General features: G+C 44.9%; 18 protein-coding genes. 5 read left to right on the forward strand and 13 right to left on the reverse strand.

Annotated elements, in window-relative coordinates; all coding sequences use genetic code 11:
* Positions 1-98 precede the first annotated feature (98 nt).
* From PPHA_RS05000 to PPHA_RS05060, 13 genes are all read right to left on the reverse strand, one after another.
* The gene (locus PPHA_RS05000; RefSeq protein ID WP_012507787.1) at positions 99-1,016 is read right to left on the reverse strand and encodes a glycosyltransferase family 8 protein; all 918 of its coding nucleotides are present in this window, start codon (positions 1,014-1,016) and stop codon (positions 99-101) included.
* A 15-nt stretch (positions 1,017-1,031) separates the two neighbouring features.
* Complete coding sequence (locus PPHA_RS16225) at positions 1,032-1,751, reverse strand: glycosyltransferase (protein ID WP_223293990.1); 720 nt, start codon at positions 1,749-1,751, stop codon at positions 1,032-1,034.
* 529 nt (positions 1,752-2,280) lie between these two features.
* Complete coding sequence (locus tag PPHA_RS05010; protein ID WP_012507789.1) at positions 2,281-3,447, reverse strand: SLBB domain-containing protein; 1,167 nt, start codon at positions 3,445-3,447, stop codon at positions 2,281-2,283.
* Positions 3,448-3,456: 9 nt separating this feature from the next.
* Complete coding sequence (locus tag PPHA_RS05015) at positions 3,457-3,975, reverse strand: serine O-acetyltransferase (protein WP_041526699.1); 519 nt, start codon at positions 3,973-3,975, stop codon at positions 3,457-3,459.
* 14 nt (positions 3,976-3,989) lie between these two features.
* Positions 3,990-4,994, reverse strand: a complete 1,005-nt coding sequence (locus PPHA_RS05020) for a glycosyltransferase family 2 protein (RefSeq protein ID WP_012507791.1) — start codon at positions 4,992-4,994, stop codon at positions 3,990-3,992.
* Positions 4,987-5,430, reverse strand: a complete 444-nt coding sequence (locus tag PPHA_RS05025) for an ATP-binding protein (RefSeq protein ID WP_012507792.1) — start codon at positions 5,428-5,430, stop codon at positions 4,987-4,989. Before PPHA_RS05025 ends, PPHA_RS05020 begins: the two co-directional genes overlap by 8 nt.
* A gap of 34 nt (positions 5,431-5,464) precedes the next feature.
* Positions 5,465-5,788, reverse strand: coding sequence for an STAS domain-containing protein (locus tag PPHA_RS05030; protein ID WP_012507793.1), 324 nt, complete (start codon positions 5,786-5,788; stop codon positions 5,465-5,467).
* A gap of 12 nt (positions 5,789-5,800) precedes the next feature.
* Positions 5,801-7,177: a glycosyltransferase gene (locus tag PPHA_RS05035; protein ID WP_012507794.1), complete on the reverse strand. Its 1,377-nt coding sequence runs from the start codon at positions 7,175-7,177 to the stop codon at positions 5,801-5,803.
* Between the two features lie 9 nt (positions 7,178-7,186).
* A complete protein-coding gene (locus tag PPHA_RS05040; protein ID WP_012507795.1) occupies positions 7,187-7,540 on the reverse strand; it encodes an STAS domain-containing protein in 354 nt (117 codons plus the stop codon).
* A 16-nt stretch (positions 7,541-7,556) separates the two neighbouring features.
* The gene (locus PPHA_RS05045; RefSeq protein WP_012507796.1) at positions 7,557-8,276 is read right to left on the reverse strand and encodes a sugar transferase; all 720 of its coding nucleotides are present in this window, start codon (positions 8,274-8,276) and stop codon (positions 7,557-7,559) included.
* Positions 8,266-9,573, reverse strand: coding sequence for a WecB/TagA/CpsF family glycosyltransferase (locus tag PPHA_RS05050; RefSeq protein WP_223293991.1), 1,308 nt, complete (start codon positions 9,571-9,573; stop codon positions 8,266-8,268). Before PPHA_RS05050 ends, PPHA_RS05045 begins: the two co-directional genes overlap by 11 nt.
* A gap of 188 nt (positions 9,574-9,761) precedes the next feature.
* Positions 9,762-10,940: a sigma-54-dependent transcriptional regulator gene (locus tag PPHA_RS14510; RefSeq protein ID WP_012507798.1), complete on the reverse strand. Its 1,179-nt coding sequence runs from the start codon at positions 10,938-10,940 to the stop codon at positions 9,762-9,764.
* 59 nt (positions 10,941-10,999) lie between these two features.
* Positions 11,000-12,694 carry a SpoIIE family protein phosphatase gene (locus PPHA_RS05060; RefSeq protein WP_012507799.1) on the reverse strand — a complete coding sequence of 565 codons (1,695 nt, stop codon included), beginning with the start codon at positions 12,692-12,694 and terminating at the stop codon, positions 11,000-11,002.
* A gap of 542 nt (positions 12,695-13,236) precedes the next feature.
* Between PPHA_RS05060 and PPHA_RS05065 the strand changes: the two genes are divergently transcribed.
* The 5 genes from PPHA_RS05065 to PPHA_RS05085 are packed head-to-tail and all read left to right on the forward strand — an operon-like array spanning position 13,237 to position 17,761.
* The gene (locus PPHA_RS05065; RefSeq protein WP_012507801.1) at positions 13,237-13,587 is read left to right on the forward strand and encodes a hypothetical protein; all 351 of its coding nucleotides are present in this window, start codon (positions 13,237-13,239) and stop codon (positions 13,585-13,587) included.
* 19 nt (positions 13,588-13,606) lie between these two features.
* The gene (locus PPHA_RS05070) at positions 13,607-14,668 is read left to right on the forward strand and encodes an NAD(P)/FAD-dependent oxidoreductase (RefSeq protein ID WP_012507802.1); all 1,062 of its coding nucleotides are present in this window, start codon (positions 13,607-13,609) and stop codon (positions 14,666-14,668) included.
* On the forward strand, positions 14,649-15,563 hold the full coding sequence (locus PPHA_RS05075) for a 1,4-dihydroxy-2-naphthoate polyprenyltransferase (RefSeq protein ID WP_012507803.1): 915 nt from the start codon (positions 14,649-14,651) through the stop codon (positions 15,561-15,563). Before PPHA_RS05070 ends, PPHA_RS05075 begins: the two co-directional genes overlap by 20 nt.
* A gap of 15 nt (positions 15,564-15,578) precedes the next feature.
* Positions 15,579-16,454 carry a carbon-nitrogen hydrolase gene (locus PPHA_RS05080; RefSeq protein ID WP_012507804.1) on the forward strand — a complete coding sequence of 292 codons (876 nt, stop codon included), beginning with the start codon at positions 15,579-15,581 and terminating at the stop codon, positions 16,452-16,454.
* A 50-nt stretch (positions 16,455-16,504) separates the two neighbouring features.
* Positions 16,505-17,761: a M48 family metallopeptidase gene (locus PPHA_RS05085; RefSeq protein ID WP_012507805.1), complete on the forward strand. Its 1,257-nt coding sequence runs from the start codon at positions 16,505-16,507 to the stop codon at positions 17,759-17,761.
* Positions 17,762-17,764: the final 3 nt, after the last annotated feature.

Raw genomic sequence — 17,764 nt, forward strand, 5'->3', positions numbered from 1 at the left:
GGTTTTCATCAGTTGTGATACGGTTTGGAACTTCAGCAAGTTAAAACCAGAGCAGGAAAGATCCTGAAAATAATTTACGGATATTGTTTGTCATGTCGTTATCGTGATAACACTTTTTTTATGATCGTTTTGATTTGTTTTTTCAAATCAGCCGGAATTATTGATTTTAGGAGATGCATCGGCATAAGATCTGAGTATATTGCATGTTTGTATCTTGTCATTTTCAGGTATTTCCAATAGAGATATTTATAAGGATGGGTATTTGTTGAATGCCATGGCTTCGAGCCGCTTGTATAATGAATAATTACCGGATTTTTCCTTGCCTCTTCCAATTCTGATTTGCTGAAGCAATCGAATTTCGTTTCAAAAGAAGGAGTGAATATTGACGATTGCTGGTTAAATTTTAGTGGAACTTTTTTCCATTTTCCGTTGATAACTGAATTTAAGCCGCATTGATCCGGAAACCAGATCGCTTGCGGGTTATTTTCTATAAAATCGATAACTTTTTTTTGTAGTCCGGTTTTTTTCCATAGCGCTAAATTTATAAGCATCATCCCGGAGTTGAAATATTTTGAATTTTTATTCATTTTTAATTGCTCATGTCTGTCGAAGCCAGGGTCTTCAATCGCACAGACATAATAATCTTCCAGATCCTGTTCATATAACTCTTTTATTGAGCCGTTAACGATGATGTCGGAATCAAGATAGAGTATCTTGTCTGTATCAATAAGTTCCGGAATCAGCAGGCGGTAATAGGTGCCTTTCGGGTAGAAGGGGTGTGTTACGGCCAGTGTGACAAAAAGTTCATCTGAAATAGTAATATGTTTTAGTCGACAATGATATTTGTCAATGATTTCCTGTATGTTTCTATAGCTTTTTTTTGACATTCCACTACTGAGAATGTAGATGTCAATAGAGAGATCCTTGTTGTTTTCCAGTAATGATATTAATGCAGCGCACAAGTGCTGGATATAGTTCTTGTCAGTTGCAAATACGATGTTAACAATATCACTCATTTTAAGGAGTTCCTTTTATTGATTAAATATTGACAGGAGGTGATTAACTCTATTATTGTATGTGCTTTCAAAATCATGTTGCTGTGAAAAAACAATGCTGTTTTTTGACTTTTCTGAAATAATGGCTCTGTTTTTGTCGAGTTGAATAATAATTTTTTTGATTGTATCAAGATCGTTTATTTTCGCCCCCCATCCAATATCTGCCAATTCAAGCAACCCGGCAAAAGCCTTGTTGTTATATCCAACAATGGGGACACCGCATGATAAGGTTTCCAAATAAGTACAGGACGGGTCGCTTTGTCTGTGCAGGGAAACAAACAAATCAATAGTTGTTTTCAGATCAGGGATAAGTTGAGTATAAAAATCTACCGCACCCGGCATGGAGACTTGATTTTCAAGTTGATATTCCTTTATAGTTTTTTTCATCTCATTTTCCAGCTCCCCGGTACCATAGATCGTCATATTGAAGGGAAGAGCCTCTTTTTTCAGCATTTTGGCAAGAGTGACCAAATGATCTGCTCCTTTCATCTGAATCAGACGACCGGAAAAAGCAAGACGGAGTGGTTTGCCTTGAGACAAATGCTCCAGTCTCTTTTCAAGATCGGGGGTGCTTATACTGTGTCGGCTATCGACGCGGGTGTCGAAATATAAAAGATTATTTTTGAAGTGGTTGTATTCATAATAAGCAGGAGTTCCGTTAGACTGAAGAGCATCAGCAAACTGAAATGCTGACACTCTCTTTTTTTCATGATGCCAGATGTAAAAAAACCTGCGCAGTTTGACCAGGGGATTATTGGTACTCAGTGAGGCAATTTGATATCGTGTTTCAGGTATGTACTCAATGACGTAAACGCATTTTATCTTCATTTTTCTGCATAAGTTGCTGATATGCAGTTGATTGTACGCATCGCCGGATGCAAGAACAATTGATGCGCCCTTCAGATGTTCTTCTCCAATCAACTCTTCCGCCTCTATGGTCAGGCATCTGAACGGGAGCTCTTTCTCTGTTTTTTTGATAATACCAAAGTCCGGGAGCAGAGCGGTTGTGGTTGACATAAGAGAACTAACTTTTCCTGGCCACTTTTGGGCATATAAAGCCATGCCATCGTAAAATTTACGATCAAAAATGAAGGTATTATCCTGCAGCCATACCGGAACGGATGGGATAACAAGTAAATGTGGCTCTATCAATTGGTTGCTCCGTCTTGAGTTAAGTCTCCGATCAGCCTATACGGTTCTTTTTGGGTATTGATCGATCATTCTTTCAATTTCCGGTGGTTGTTGTGCTGCTGTTGACAAATCCACTTTGATTCCAGAGGTTTTGGCGTAATTTTGCCATAATTCCGAACGTTTCAGCATCAGAAGTCCCGAGATTGAGAATCTGTAACGCGGGAGTTAGTTTGTCGAGAGTGTAATTGAATTTTGCCATGCCCGTTGGGCTGATAAAAACAATATCATCTGGTAATAGAGCGAAATTTTGACTGAAATCACCCCTTTCAACCAGTCTTTTAAAGTCTACCCTGATAACATCGCCATTGACATTTTGTTGTCTTATCACGAAGACCTTTTCAGCATTTGCGTTTTTGTTCATCCCTCCCGCAAGCATGATTGCTTTGAGGACGTTCATTCCGTCTTTCAACTGGATAGCACCGGGGTTGAGCACTTCACCCATGACATAGATCAGTTCATCGTTCAGTTCAGGAATAAAGATGACATCATTGTTCAGTATCGGGGCATTAAGAGCCATGTTTCCGTTTTTAAGAAGGTCCTGCAAGTCAATCCAGATGACGTTTTCTCTTCCCCGGATAATGGCACATCTGGTGAGTTTTCCCTGATCGGGAAGCCCTCCGGCCAGAGCGAGTCCTTCAAGAAGTGTTCCTTTGCCCGGAAAATTGATGACGCCCGGTTTCCCGACGCGTCCGAGGACAAATGCCTTATTGTTATGAAACTCCCTTACCCAGACAGTCACTTCGGGTTTAATGTACAGTGGCTCCAGTTTTACCGTGATTATTTTTTGTACCTCTTCCTGTGTAAGGTTTAATACATTGACACTCCCAACTCTTGGTATGGCAATCAAGCCATCGGGTGAGACGACAATGCCCTCTTGTGATAGTTCTGGTCTGCGCCAGATTTTGATGTTGACAACATCACCCGGACCAAGACGATACTCAAAATTGGTGATGGGTGTGATTTTCTCGATTTGTGCCGGAGAGGCAAATTTCTGATCTTTTTTTGGTTGATTTATCAGGAAGCTTCTTTCAGCAGGAGCGGGAGTACGAGTGATCTTTGGAGAGAGTCCACTGCATGCTGCCAAAAGCAAAGGCACTACTGTAAACCAGAGCACAATGTGACAAATTGATAAAAAGATGCGCCGGTTTTTTTTCATGTTCTGACGAGTGACGAAGTGCTGACTGAGACTGAGAGCTTGCATGAAAAGATATTAATCTCGTTTCTGTCCTGTTTTTTTGAGGATGATTTTTGCAGGAACTCCCACTGCGAGAGCGTTATCTGGTACGGTTTCGATGACAACAGCGTTTGCTCCGATATCGACATTATTGCCGATGGTGATGTTTCCCAATATTTTCGCTCCTGTACCGATATTGACGTTGTTACCGATATGGGGAGCAGCCTTTTCTTCGATATTTTTCAGGCCGATGGTTACACCATTCCTCAAGGTACAATTATCACCAAAGCGTGCATATCCGCTGATGATGATATCACCAAAATGGTCGATACGGAAATTTGCTCCAACAGGGACTTCGCAGGGAAGTTCAATACCGGTTATGATCTGGATGAATTTGTAGAGTATCCGGTAAAGCAGGGAAAAGGGCTTCCGTATTATGTTGTTTTTAATGGTATAGCGCCATCTTCCGAATCTGTAGACAACCATCACCCAAAATCCCTGGCTGCTCCATGAACCCTCATAAGTGGCAAGATCGGCCTGTATGTTGCTGAACAGTTTCATTGGCAGGTTTACCAGGGAGATGGTGGTGAAAGCGTTCCGAATTTGGTCTCTTTCAGCGATTGTACGATCTGCGACATTACCGATGTTGCTGCTGAACGCTTTTTTTCCGCATTGCCAAACGGCAGGAGCAGGTTTTTTGTGTAGCGTGCCGCATGCCAGAGAAGTTCAACACCCGCACTTGAGATGACGGCTATAATACCCCGATTTTTATGGTAATAGAGCCATTCGCTTCGCATTCTGAAGGTCAGTACCTGTGAGGCTTTATTGTCAAAAGTCTTGTCTTTTCTGGTTTTGCTGCAGGCTCCGCCGATATGCATAACTTCTGCATCATGTATAAAAAAAACTTTCCATCCAGCCTTTTTTGCCCTGAGACAGAGATCGGTCTCCTCATAGTAAATGTAGAATCGTTCATCAAAGGCTCCTATGGCATCAAGCATCGCCTTGCGGATGATGGTGAATGTGCCTGGTACCCAGTCAACCTCAAGAGGGTGATCATGCGCAAAGCCACCGAACTCATAATGGTTGAGTATTGGTGAAGCAGGAAATTTCCCACTCAATCCTGACAGGGTGAGGAGCTTGGAGAGTGCTGAAGGGAAGCGACGTGCACTGGGTTCGAGTCGCCCTTCGGGCGAGATAATTTTTCCCCCCGCAAGGCCACATTGCGGGGTTTGCTCCATGAACGTCAAACAGTGTTCAATTGAGGCGGGTCTGATATAAGCGTCAGGGTTGAGAAGAATGATGTATCGACCCGATGCCAGAGCAAATGCCTGATTGTTGGCAGCAGCAAATCCGAGGTTCTTGTCGTTCGCGATCAATCGAATAAGGGGAAAGTCGTGCTGCACCATGGCAGCAGAGTCATCGGCAGAGTCGTTGTCGACAACAAATACCTCCATATGCACACCTTTGCTGTTTTCAAAGAGTGCATCAAGACAGTTTCGAAGAATTTCCCTCGTATTATAACTGACAATGACAACGGATACCATCGTCTTGTCCGGGGTTATTGGTTTATGCATTTGCTGCCTGTGTTATAGTCGACTGTTTTGTCATTGTCAGCATATTCTCTCCATCTCTCCTTGTGTAGGAAACGGTGTCCATAAGGCGGTGGATCAAAAAAAGTCCATACCCACCCTCGGGATAACTGTTGATGTCCGGAGCCTGGGTTATAGGATTGAACTGGGCATTGGTATCGATAATGCTCATCGCAAGGGTACCGTTGTCGGAACTGAAGCATATCGTAACCTCTTTTTCAGAGCGAGATGGTTCCGCATAGCGTACCGAGTTCGTAAAGGCTTCACTGACGGAGAGTTCATAGGCATGACAGAATTCAGCGATATTGCCGGATGTACAAGCCATACTGGCAAAAATTTCAGCCACATTACATGCTGTAACTGATGCAATACGCAGATAACGGAGATCTGCCTGCAATGTTAAGGTGACAATTGGGTTCATGGATAAGATGGTTTTTTGTATTTGCATCTCTTTGTTATGCATCAGCCGCGGCTGAAACATCATCATAAATATCAAACAGGGTGTGTGCCTGTGTTATTTCAAATACTTTTTTGACTCTTTCATTCATTCTTGCCAGTTTCATAATGGCTTTGCTCGCCTTTTTTTTTCGGGCAATTCCTACCAGTGCACCAAGGCCGCTGCTGTCAAGAAAATCAACGTTCTCCAGGTCAATGACAATCGACTGTTCATCGGGGAATCCGGCTACGCAGGTTTTCAGTGCCGGAGCAGAGGATGCATTGAGCATACCCCGCAACGAGAGAACTTTATAGTTGTTGATGGTTTTTTCACTGATATTCATACCCAACCTGTTTTAATGATTTCTGTTGAAAAGGGCTTTCTGTGTCATGGCAATATCTTTTAGAGGATTGCCATGAACGGCATAATAATGTTCAACTATTTCTGTGTCAATGCCAATTTCAGGCCAGTCTTCGGCTTCTGCATAGCTGAAAACGGCAGGAGTGTAGCCTGTCGTGTTATTGGGGATGATCCGAAGAGCAGGATTGATCGGGACAGGATGATAACCGATAAGGGCAAGCTTTCCACTGAGTACTCTGAAGAGCAGGGTAAAACGGTCAAGAGAGAGGGTTTTGGCAAGTTGACCGAGTGGCTCGTCGGAGTCTATGGTTGTCTTTGTCAGCGTAACAGTTTTTCCTGGCAGATCGTTATAATAGGTCTCTCTCACTCTTTTCCACTTGCCTTGCAGTCCCAGTACAGGCCGAAGCAGAAGATAAGGCCATAACAGCACAAGAATCATAAAGGTGGCGGCAAGAGCGTGCACCATTCGTCGAAGCAGTGTGCCTGCCGCTCTGGATTGAGTCATGCCGGTTAAAAGGTGAGGGTCTTCCATGACAATGGAGGTGCCGCTTTCAGGGTCAATAAGGAGATTGCCTGCTGCGATTTTGTTTTTCACCTCAAGATGTTCACCGATATAGGTGTTGTCCATCACAATACTGCCCGAAATAATGCTTTCCCGGTCAACAATGACGTTATTGCCGATGACGCTGTTGGTATCGATAACGGTATTGGCAAGTAACTGTACATTGTTGCCGATAATAACCGGCTTTTTTATTTCAGCACTTTTTGGAATGACGACGTTTCTGCCGATATAGCAGTCGGCTTCGCTGCTGTATCCGGGTATAACATAGTTTGTCAATTCACTTCTCAGAATTTCCATGCAGAGACTGTAGTATTTGCCAACAGTGTCAAGAGCTGTAAGTGAAAAGGGGATATCGGCAGAACTGCTTTCCGGTTCCACTGTTCCTGTAAGAGTGATGCTGCCATGACAGCAACTGAGCAACTCACCAGAGGGGAGCGATGCGAAAAGGGTGGTGTAGTCTCTTTTTTTATCATAATGGATAAAAAGGAAGCCCTTGATGATCAGAACTCTTTCCTCAAGGCAGAAGCGCCGGTTTTTATCAATGACCGTTGGGAGTTCGTCAGCAGGTTGCATGCTTCCATAACTTATTTCAACTCCCCAGCGACTTCCATTTTCACAGTAACGTTCCACTTCACCAAGGAGCCCATCACTTATAATACGTATGGCCTTGCTGCCGGTAAAGATCGAAAAGTCTATAAAGAATTCGATAAAAGGCTTGTTGCATACGGGTACAAGCAGCGGGTGAACGCCAGGCAACATATCACGAAGCCATGCATACTCCTGTTCTCTGATGACAATAAGTGTTTTCATGGAGTTCTTTTATTTCGTACCAACGGTGCTGAATGATTGCAGCGCTTCAGTTGCGTCAGAAAAAATCGAAAATAGTTGTTTTGCTTTTGTCAGTTCAAAAATCATGGATACTTTTGGCCCAAGGGCAGCAAGTTTCAGATCACCATGCTGTTCAAGCGCTTTGCGCAGGCAGGAGACAATTGCTCCGAGCCCGGAACTGTCAATAAAGTCGAGTTCTTTACAGTCAAAAATAAAAACACTTGCCTGTTGCAACCATTGCGTAAATACCTTCTGCAGTTCGCTGCTGTTACTCGCATCGATTCTGTTCTTCAGTGTTACTATGCCGACGGACTGGCCTGTTGATGTATCGAGATGAAAAATCATTGAACTTCTCCTATGGTTAATAAGCACCTTTTCCGGTCAGGACGGCGGGAATGGTTTTCAGAAGCAATCGGATATCATTAAGAAAACCTGCACTCTGTATATACTGCATATCAAGTTTAACCTGATCAGTAAATGGGATATCGCTTCTTCCGCTGACCTGCCACAAACAGGTAATGCCAGGGATCACGTGCAGCCGCTTTCGTTGTTCAAGAGTATATTTGGCAACTTCGTTTGGCAACGGAGGCCTTGGCCCAACGAGGCTCATATCACCCATGAGTACATTCAGCAGTTGCGGCAACTCATCAATACTGAATTTACGGATGATTTTTCCGACTTTTGTGATTCTTGGGTCTTTTTTCATTTTAAAGATCACGCCAGCCGAAGATTCATTATGGCTGGCAAGTGCCTGTTTGAGTTTATCGGCATTGACAACCATCGAACGGAATTTATAAAATCTGAAATGTCTGCCGTTCTGGCCAACACGTATTTGGGCATAGAATACAGAGCCGGGATCTTCTATCCAGATGGCAATTGCTGTAATCAGCAGAAGGGGAAACAAAACAACCAGCGCTGCTATTGAAACACTGATATCGAGTACTCTTTTCAGCAGGTAGGAAAATCTGATTGTTGTTTCCCACGCAGTAACCTTCAGGGCCCTTCTGTAGCGTACCCTTGGATTGAGTGAGCCACTGATTTGACGTATCAGCTCTCTTCTTACAGTTGGATCAAGCTCCATGAGGTTTAACGGTTATTGCGTTTGCGTGAATACTTTCTATTTCATGACTGAATACTTTCCATTTCATGACGCGATAGAGAAAAAGAGGATTGCCAACCACATATCTTCGCCACATTCGTCCAGGTTCCTGAAGTATCCTGTAGATCCATTCGAAGCCTATTTCCCTGACCCAGGCGGGGGCACGTTTGGTGGTTCCTGAATAGAAGTCGAAAAGTCCGCCTACTCCCATAAGTACTTCAGCCTTGAGTTGGTGACGGTGGCGGCTGATCCATTTTTCTTGCAGTGGAGCGCCGAATCCTACAAGAAGTATCGCTGCTCCAGAGTTGTTGATTGTCTCGATAACAGCATCACTCTCCGTTTGGTGATCGAAATAGCCATGGGCGGTTCCTGCCAGGGATACACCATATGAGGCGCTGATTTTTTCTCCAGCCTTCTGAGCGATTCCTGGTTTTCCGCCAAGGAGAAAAATGGAATGACTTTTCGATGCAGCCATTCTGCAGATATAGGGGAGCATATCGGTGCCGTTGATGTTTTCCTTGAGCGGTGTCTGAAGCATTTTTCCTGCAATAACAAGCCCTATTCCATCAGGGAAGATGTAATCACCTGTTTTAAGAATAGTGAAATAGTCCCGATCGGAGATCATTTTATTAAAGCAGTCAGGATTTGCAAAATAAATGGTGCACTGTTTTTTTTGTGCAAGATTCGTTCCAATAAGGGTAACGGCTTCAACCATGGTAAGGTTTCTGAGGTCGATATCAAGCAACCGGAATATTGACGATGCTGTTTTGTTTTTTTCACTGTAGAGCATGGCTGGCAGTGCACGCAACAACAGCATGAAATCATAAAACGGGTGTTTTTTAAAGATATACTCCCATTCAATTGAGAGTTGCCCTTCATGAGCTATTTTACTGGATTGCCGAACATCCCACAGCGAAATAATACCAGGCTTCATCATGCCAATATATCCATTTTCAGGAGTTGCGTCGCTAAGGTTCCACTCTTTGATTGCTGTACCGACTAAAGCAAGGCGTCCGGTCAGTACTTCAAAAAAGAGGGGGAGATCACACAAGGGTGTGTTGATAGTATTGAACTGATAAACTCTTATGGGCATGGCGCCAGCTCCCGCAATGGTTTTGGACGTAAAGATTTTCGTGCCAGTAACGAGTTTGCGGAAGAGCAGGACAAGAAGCAATGGAACCGTAACGGTAAGGGTCACAACGAGTGTGGCAGTTATCTCAATAACTCTCTCAAGCGCTCCTGCTGCTGCTGCACTGAGTTTGAAGAGAGTTCGCTTCACGACACTTTTATGCCCCGATGAACGACCAGAGAGTCTTTTTTCCAAAGCTTTTAAGGAATCTTTTCTCTGATTCACAGCATCACACTCCCTTTTTTGATTGCTCTTTAAGATGTTGTTAACAATATTTTCGAAACGAGCATTACAACGATCCGTGTCACCTGTCACCTGTTGCTTGTTCTCAGTCGCTGTCAGAGCTGTTGTTCATTGTTTTTGTCGGAAAGTGAGAGGTCGTGGAGTTCTACCTGCCTCCCATCCGAAAGAATAAGAGCACATCTGATAACGTTTTCCAGTTCGCGTATGTTCCCTGGCCACTCATGATTGCATAGAGCAGCCATGGCGCTGTCGGAAAGTTGTTTTTTGGGATAGCCGTCATAGAAAAGCTTGTTGATAAAGTGCGTGCACAGGAGAGGAATATCGGCACAACGCTCGCGTAATGGGGGAGCATAGAGTGTAATGGTATTCAGGTGCTCATAGAGGTCCGGGCAGAAGGTTCCGTTTTTAACACTTTCAACAAGATTGCGGTTGGAAGAGGCAATGATTCTGATATCGACGGGATAGATTGTGGACGAACCGACCGGTTTAACGGTACGTTCCTTTATGGTGCGTACTATTTTTGTTTGTACGCTTATCGGCAGTTCTGTAATTCTGTCAAGAAAAAGGGTTCCTTGATCAGCCGATCGGACAAGACCGAGAGTACGGTGAGCAGCTCCGGCAGACGCCTTTGCGTTGCAACCAAATAATTTCTCCTCAACATTGCTTTTATTGATTGCAGAACAATCTACAGGGATGAAAACCTCGTTTTTTCTTGAACTGTGGTTGTGTATGGTACGGGCCAGCACCTTTTTACCAGCTCCTGTCTCTCCCTGAAGCATGATGGCGTTACCGACGGGTGCTATTTTACGCACAAGGGCCTTGAGTCGCTCTATTTCGGTCGTATTACCAATAAGTTCATGCTCGTTGAAGCTTGTGCTTTCATGTGATGAGGCTGTTCCGATTCTCTCCGGGTGTGTAAACGGCGCTGTCTTTGTCGCGCCAGCAATCGCCCTGGTTGAAAAGAGTTTTTTGAGTTCTCCTGGCGGGAATTTTGCAAGAGCGCTCAGTGTGTCGTCTAACTCCTTATCATTAGAGAAAAACATGACTCTTGTCTCTTGATTTTTTTCAAGTGATTGGCGGACAAGTGCAAATGTTTCATCATCCGGGCCCTTCAGGGCAATAAGTGTCAGATCAACACTCTCTCCAGCAATCCACTCTTGCGCATCTGCTACGGAACCTGCGAAAAGCAATTTGACCTGACGTTGCTCTTTGCTTTCTTTCCAGCAGGGCTCCCTTCGTTGTCTATCGCTAATGACGAGTATGGTAGAGCACATTATTCTTATGAGTTAACTGAATGAGAAGGCTCTTTTTCCTGTTGATTGTAACCCCTTTTTCAACCGACAAGTGTCCCGCTTTCAATCTTGCGCTCATCAGGAGCAAATTTCATCGAGGATTTAAGGGATCCGATGCGGATAACAATGCAGGTTGCATCATCATCGAAGGTTCGTCTGCCGGTAAGCTCAAAAACATGGTTACTGATTTTTTCGACCAATGCCTCAGGCTGCAGTTTGTGATACTGTGCAATCAGATCGCTCAGTCTTTCGGTGCCGAATAACGTATTGTCTGGCAAGAGGCTCTCTGTAATGCCATCGGAGTACATCACAAGAATGTCGTCTTGCTCGAGCGGGAAAGTAATTGTCTGGTACTCTTGCTTTTCAATCATGCCGACTGGCAGGTTTTCTCCCTTGAGCAGTGTGCAGACGCCCTCATCAGCATGAAAATGAATGGAGGGTGTGTGACCGCAGTCAATCATGGAAAACTCCATATTTTCCAGATCAAGGCGTATAAAGAGCAGCGTTGCATAAATGCCGATCTCAAGAAGCTCAAGAATACACTGTTTATGCACGTTAGTAACAATGTCCTGCAATTCAGGAAGTTTATGGCGCTGATGTTTTTGTTGAGCAACTGTTTTCAGAAAAAGCGTTTTTAATCCCGCACCGACCAGAGCCGAAAGGATGCCATGTCCCATGACATCGCCAATGATGATATCAGCATGTTTGTTGTCATAAAGAATAAACTCTGCAAAGTCGCCGTTAAGATGACCTGAAGAGACCGTAAACTGACCCATCAAAGCTCCATCAAGAGAATTGGGGATGGTACTTTGCAGCAGTTTCTGTTCAATTTGTGCCTCAAGTTCTTGCTGCATGTGCTCATAACGTACCCGGCTTTTCTCTTCCTCAATTCGGGAAGAGATATCTCGTGCGATAATGACGGTATGGTGAACGGAGTCAAGCATGACGGTTCCTGTTGTGACCTCAAGAGGAATGGTACCACCATCTTTTTTGATGCCTTCTATTTGTCGCACATTACCATTTCTGAGCGATGCAAGATTCTGGAAGGGTTTTTTACAGGCATTATAAAGGGAGCAGGAGTCGGGTTGTGGCGAGATAATGTCTGTAAATTTTTTCAGATGGAATGCTCGCTCGGTTATTCCGAAAATAGTCTCAGCGGCAAGATTGACATAAACGATAAATCCTTGTTCATTGAGGAGAAAGATGGGGTCAAATGCGGAGTCGTTCATTGTCCGGAATTGTGCCTCACTCTGTCGTAATTCTGCCGACATGACGCAACGCGCATCATTGGCTTTCGACAACTCCTTGTTTTTCGTCTCAAGCTGATCGAACAGCATCTCCCGCTCAGTTTTCAGTTGATAATAATCAATCGCATCGGTTATGATTTTTTTAAATCCCTGTGGCTCAATAGGCTTCGGAATAAAACGGAAGACTTCACCAGTATTGATGGACTCAATAATCTGATCGATATCATGGATGCCGCTCAGAATAACACGAACTATGTCCGGATGGCTTATTTTTATCCGATTGATGAGTTCCATGCCAGACATTTCCGGCATGCGCAAATCAGTTAACAGAATTTGAATGTCATGAGTTTCGAGCAGTTGAAGAGCCTCTTTTCCACTTGTTGTAAAGTGTTTTATGTACGGCTCTTTACGCAAAAAACGGCTTAACGAACCAAGTGTATCTTGCTCATCATCCACAAAGAGGATCGCAATTTCAGAGAGGTCTTTCATGGTTACGTTTCTTCTGTTTTAGCCGTCAAGGGATTTTTTTGTAAAAATGGTGTGCTTCCGGGTCAAGTATTCAAGCGCAAAAACATTCCACAATCATCAGCGGCTGATTCTGCTCTAAACAGGCTCTTTGGGGTTTATGTTTCTTGTATGTGCAGAGACATTTTCTTGATCTTCTCAGCTCCCCGGCCACATTCGCGTTATCAACGGTGCTCCTTTAACATCTGAAATCTACCAAACAATATAATCAATAAATTTCGTCGTGTTCAATCATGACGATCGAAAGCAGGTGTACTATCCGTGCTCCAGAATGTATTTGATGCAGCAAATATTGTCAGTCTGAAAAACAGTACAGCGTTTTGCAACCACAGTGAATGGAGTTATAGACTCTGTTTTACGGAAAAAGAGCGTTTTTACCACCACAAAGGTACTCGATTAACAGGTATACTCATTGTTCGCATTATATTTTACGGGAGTGTGGATGAATTGGAAATGTGTTATATTGACGGTCGTTATATCTGAAAAAAAAACATGATGGTGGGATTATGAAATTTCCTGTTTGTGAATATGCTGAATCAGAGGCGGGCTTTTACTCTCAGTGTGCATCCTGTCCTATAGATTCCTCAGCTTCGGGTTGCGCACTTGATGAGCTTGAAGATGGTACCTACCTGTTTGAAGGAGTTACTCCAAATGGTGGAACCCGGGCTCTCTTTTACTTTATTGATAATGAAGGTAATCGAGTAAAAAAGAGGGAGGCCATGCATGTGGAGATCCATGAACTGGACGAGCAGGATCATTTGATTACGATCCTGTATGGTATGGTCGATCCTGAGGGTATAATCTATCTGAAAAATTCGGGCACAGAAAAAGCTCCTGATCAGGAAAATATACAGTAATCTGGTACCCCTTTATCCAATGACCCTGAACAAGCTCTATTTTGACGGTGGGGAGGAGATTCGTGATCTCACCATTGTCGGCGGTGGTCCTACTGGAATATTTGCAGCATTCCAGTGTGGCATGAACAATATTAGCTGCCGTATTATTGAAAGTATGCCTCAGCTTGGCGGGCAGCTTGCAGCGCTTTATCCTGAAAAACATATCTATGATGTCGCCGGTTTTCCTGAAGTGCCAGCGGCCGGGCTTGTGGAGAGTTTATGGAAGCAAACTGAACGGTACAATCCGGAAGTAATTCTTGGAGAAACGGTAACCCGGTATCGCAAGCTTGACGACGGTTCATTCGAGGTTACCGTCAGTTCTGGCAAGGTTTTTCTTTCGAGAGCGCTCTTGATTGCTGCTGGCCTGGGTGCCTTCTCACCCCGCAAGCTGCCCCAGTTGAACAATATTGATGATCTTGAAGGTCGGAGTGTCTTTTATGCAGTCAAGAATATCAGTGATTTTGTCGGTCAGCGGGTAGTTATTGTTGGTGGAGGGGATTCTGCTCTTGACTGGACAGTTGGTCTTCTGAATGCTGCAGCCGAGGTGACTCTGGTTCATCGAATGCATGAGTTTCAGGGTCATGGCAAGACGGCAAGAGAGGTGCTCGAAGCCAAAGAGAGTGGCCGGGTCAATGTGTTTTTGAATACTGAGGTACGTTCAGTTGATCGAGAGGGGGAGGTGCTGACGGCAGTTCACCTTCGCTCAAAAAGTGGGAAGAGCCGCCGTATAGAAGCCGACCGTTTGCTTTTGCTGATTGGCTTCAAGTCGGATCTCGGCCCTCTTGCGGGGTGGGACCTCGAACTGGCCGATAATGCGCTTGTTGTCGACAGTCATATGAAAACGTCGGTTGACGGGCTCTATGCTGCCGGTGATATTGCCTATTATCCGGGCAAGCTTAAAATTATTCAGACAGGGTTAAGTGATGCGGCAATGGCTGTACGCAACAGTTTAACCTATATCAAGCCAGGTGAGAAGATACGTCATATGTTCAGTAGTTTGAAAGGGGCAAAGGAAAAGAGGAATGCACCAGACAACGGTTAAGAGGGCACAGCCAACATCACTACAGGCGTGGATGCTTGCGATTCGTCCAAAAACCCTTCCTGCGGGTGCGATGCCGGTGGTTCTTGGTTCCGCCCTTGCTGCCGCTGATGGTCAGTTTCGCCCTTTTCCGGCTCTTGTTGCCCTGATTTGTGCGCTTGGCATCCAGGTAGCTACCAATTTTATCAATGAGATCTATGATTTTCGCAAGGGAGCTGATACCGCCGAACGGCTTGGTCCGACAAGAACGGTTGCCGCTGGTATCATCAGCGAAAAAAAGATGATTACGGTATCAGCTTCACTGGCTGGGGCTGTTTTTCTCCTTGGCCTCTATCTCGTCTCCATTGCAGGTTGGCCGATTCTCGTCATTGGTCTGCTCTCACTTCTTTTTGCCTGGGGTTATACAGGAGGCCCCTATCCGATAGCCTATTCCGGCCTCGGTGACTTTTTTGTTTTTCTCTTTTTCGGGCTGGTTGCTGTCGGAGGTACCTACTATGTTCAAGCTCAAACTCTTACCTTGCCGATCCTTCTCGCAGCGGTAGCTCCAGGGGCGTTTTCGGTCAATATTCTTCTTGTAAATAATATCCGCGATATTGTTACTGACCGCAAGGTTGGGAAAATGACCCTTCCGGCGCGTATTGGCGGTGATTGGGCGCGCAGGCTTTATATCGCCTTGACGGTTCTTGCCTATCTTGTTCCTGCACTGCTCTGGCTGAACCACTATTCGCCCTGGGTTCTGCTTTCGCTATTCTCAGCTCCACTTGCCTTCATGATGATCAGGAGGCTCTATGCGAGCGAGGGCAAAGAGTTGAATCAGGTTCTGGCCGGTACGGGAAAGTTGATGACCCTTCACGGGCTGCTGTTTGCGGCAGGTCTTCTTGTTCCCTTATTTCAATAATCACATGCCTCAGTAATGTATTCTGAAATGGTTCCGATAGCACTCGTTCAAGCCTCCTGCACCAGCGATCCGACTGAAAATCTTGCAAAAGCATGCAATAAAATACGGGAAGCTGCAGCCCGGGGTGCCCGGATTATCTGCCTGCAGGAGCTTTTCATGACCCGCTATTTTTGTCAGACAGAAAATTATACATCGTTTGATTACGCAGAGCCAGTACCCGGTACCTCAACACTGCTGATGCAGGAGCTCGCCCGAGAACTGGAGGTGGTTATTATTGCCTCCTTTTTTGAAATAAGGGCAAGAGGTCTTTATCACAACACGGCAGTTGTTCTTGATGCTGACGGAAGCTATCTCGGTAAATACCGTAAAATGCATATTCCTGACGACCCTGGATTTTACGAAAAGTTTTATTTCACGCCGGGAGATCTTGGCTATAAGGTTTTTAAAACCCGTTATGCCACGATTGGCGTGCTGATTTGCTGGGATCAATGGTATCCTGAAGCAGCACGGTTGACTGCGCTCAAGGGAGCAGAAATCCTCTTCTATCCAACGGCAATCGGATGGGCAACCGATGAGATCTCAGCCGATGTGCGACGCTCACAGCGGGAGGCATGGATGACCATACAAAGAAGCCACGCCATTGCCAACGGTGTTTTCGTTGCAGCGGCCAACAGGGTGGGGATTGAAGATGAGCTGGAGTTCTGGGGCAACAGTTTTGTCTGCGATCCTTTTGGTCAGATTGTTGAGGAGGCTGCTCATCAGGATGAAACGATTCTTCTTGCCAATTGTGACCGGAGTCGTATAGGGTTTTACCGATCCCATTGGCCTTTTTTGCGTGATCGCCGGATTGAAACGTACTCTGAACTGCAGAAACGCTATCTTGACGAGTAAAGGGTGCAAAAAGACCTTTTTGATATACCCTTTTAATATACTCTGCTCTTATGAATCTATTTGGTGCGGTCGTTTTTTTTACGCTGCTTCTTACTTTTTTTGTTAAACTGGTTTCGGAACTGTTGAATCTCAAGGCCTCTGAAGCCGGAGTGCCTGATGAGTTCATCGAACTGTTTGATGAGGAGGCTTACCGGAAATCACGGGATTATCTGAGCGTTTCAACCCGTTTTTCGTTATTTGCTGCGGCGGTTGATCTCTCTTTTCTTCTGCTTTTCTGGTTTGCGGGCGGCTTTAATCTCCTCGACCAGTTCCTGAGAGGATACGGTTATAGTCCAATCGTTTGCGGTGTGCTCTATATCGGAGCCTTGCTGCTGATGCAGACAGTGATTGATCTTCCCTTCAGTCTTTACAAAACCTTTGTTATTGAGGCGAAATTTGGTTTCAATAAAACGACACCAGCGGTGTTTGTGGCTGATTTGTTGAAAACCATTCTCCTCTCACTGCTTCTTGGCATCCCTTTGCTTGCTGCAGTTCTCTGGTTTTTTGAGACAGCAGGTTCGATGGCCTGGCTCCTGGCCTGGGGCGGGATTACGATGGTCTCTCTCTTGCTCCAGTATATTGCCCCGACATGGATTATGCCCTTGTTCAATAAGTTTGTTCCTCTTGAAGAGGGCGACCTTAAGAGTGCGATCATGCAGTATGCGGCTAAAGTAGAGTTTCCGCTTTCCGGTATTTTTGTTCTTGATGGATCAAAGCGCTCGGCAAAGGCAAATGCCTTTTTTACCGGCTTCGGCAAACGCAAAAGAATTGCCCTTTTCGATACCTTGATTGAGGCTCATCCTGTTCATGAACTGGTCGCAGTTCTTGCTCACGAAATTGGCCATTTCAAGAAAAAGCATATCATCGTCAATCTGGTGCTAAGTTTTTGCAATCTTGGTGCGCTGTTTTTTCTTCTCTCTCTTGTTATGAATAACCGCTCCCTTTTTGATGCATTTTTCATGAAGGATCTCTCTGTCTATGGCAGCCTGATCTTTTTTTCGCTGCTCTATACTCCCGTGGAGTGGATACTTTCTCTTCTTCTCCAGCTTCTTTCACGAAAACATGAGTACGAGGCTGACGCCTATGCGGTATCGACCTTTGAGCGGGGAACGGCCCTGGCCGATGCTCTTAAAAAGTTGTCACGCAACAATCTTTCAAATTTGACACCACACCCGTTCTACGTTTTTCTCAATTACTCCCATCCCCCGGTACTACAGCGTATCATGCGTATCAGAGAGTATGCTGCCGATCGTGATGCAAATTCCTGAACT

This window comes from Pelodictyon phaeoclathratiforme BU-1 (assembly GCF_000020645.1).
GTDB classification, from domain to species: Bacteria; Bacteroidota; Chlorobiia; order Chlorobiales; family Chlorobiaceae; genus Chlorobium; species Chlorobium phaeoclathratiforme.

Excerpts from the sequence above, each read along its gene's own strand:
- PPHA_RS05000 (WP_012507787.1), bottom strand. The coding sequence starts at position 1,016 with ATGAGTGATATTGTTAACATCGTATTTGCAACTGACAAGAACTATATC.
- PPHA_RS05010 (WP_012507789.1), bottom strand. The coding sequence starts at position 3,447 with ATGCAAGCTCTCAGTCTCAGTCAGCACTTCGTCACTCGTCAGAACATG.
- PPHA_RS05020 (WP_012507791.1), bottom strand. The coding sequence starts at position 4,994 with ATGCATAAACCAATAACCCCGGACAAGACGATGGTATCCGTTGTCATT.
- PPHA_RS05025 (WP_012507792.1), bottom strand. The coding sequence starts at position 5,430 with ATGAACCCAATTGTCACCTTAACATTGCAGGCAGATCTCCGTTATCTG.
- PPHA_RS05030 (WP_012507793.1), bottom strand. The coding sequence starts at position 5,788 with ATGAATATCAGTGAAAAAACCATCAACAACTATAAAGTTCTCTCGTTG.
- PPHA_RS05035 (WP_012507794.1), bottom strand. The coding sequence starts at position 7,177 with ATGAAAACACTTATTGTCATCAGAGAACAGGAGTATGCATGGCTTCGT.
- PPHA_RS05040 (WP_012507795.1), bottom strand. The coding sequence starts at position 7,540 with ATGATTTTTCATCTCGATACATCAACAGGCCAGTCCGTCGGCATAGTA.
- PPHA_RS05045 (WP_012507796.1), bottom strand. The coding sequence starts at position 8,276 with ATGGAGCTTGATCCAACTGTAAGAAGAGAGCTGATACGTCAAATCAGT.
- PPHA_RS14510 (WP_012507798.1), bottom strand. The coding sequence starts at position 10,940 with ATGTGCTCTACCATACTCGTCATTAGCGATAGACAACGAAGGGAGCCC.
- PPHA_RS05060 (WP_012507799.1), bottom strand. The coding sequence starts at position 12,694 with ATGAAAGACCTCTCTGAAATTGCGATCCTCTTTGTGGATGATGAGCAA.
- PPHA_RS05065 (WP_012507801.1), top strand. The coding sequence starts at position 13,237 with ATGAAATTTCCTGTTTGTGAATATGCTGAATCAGAGGCGGGCTTTTAC.
- PPHA_RS05070 (WP_012507802.1), top strand. The coding sequence starts at position 13,607 with ATGACCCTGAACAAGCTCTATTTTGACGGTGGGGAGGAGATTCGTGAT.
- PPHA_RS05075 (WP_012507803.1), top strand. The coding sequence starts at position 14,649 with ATGCACCAGACAACGGTTAAGAGGGCACAGCCAACATCACTACAGGCG.
- PPHA_RS05080 (WP_012507804.1), top strand. The coding sequence starts at position 15,579 with ATGTATTCTGAAATGGTTCCGATAGCACTCGTTCAAGCCTCCTGCACC.
- PPHA_RS05085 (WP_012507805.1), top strand. The coding sequence starts at position 16,505 with ATGAATCTATTTGGTGCGGTCGTTTTTTTTACGCTGCTTCTTACTTTT.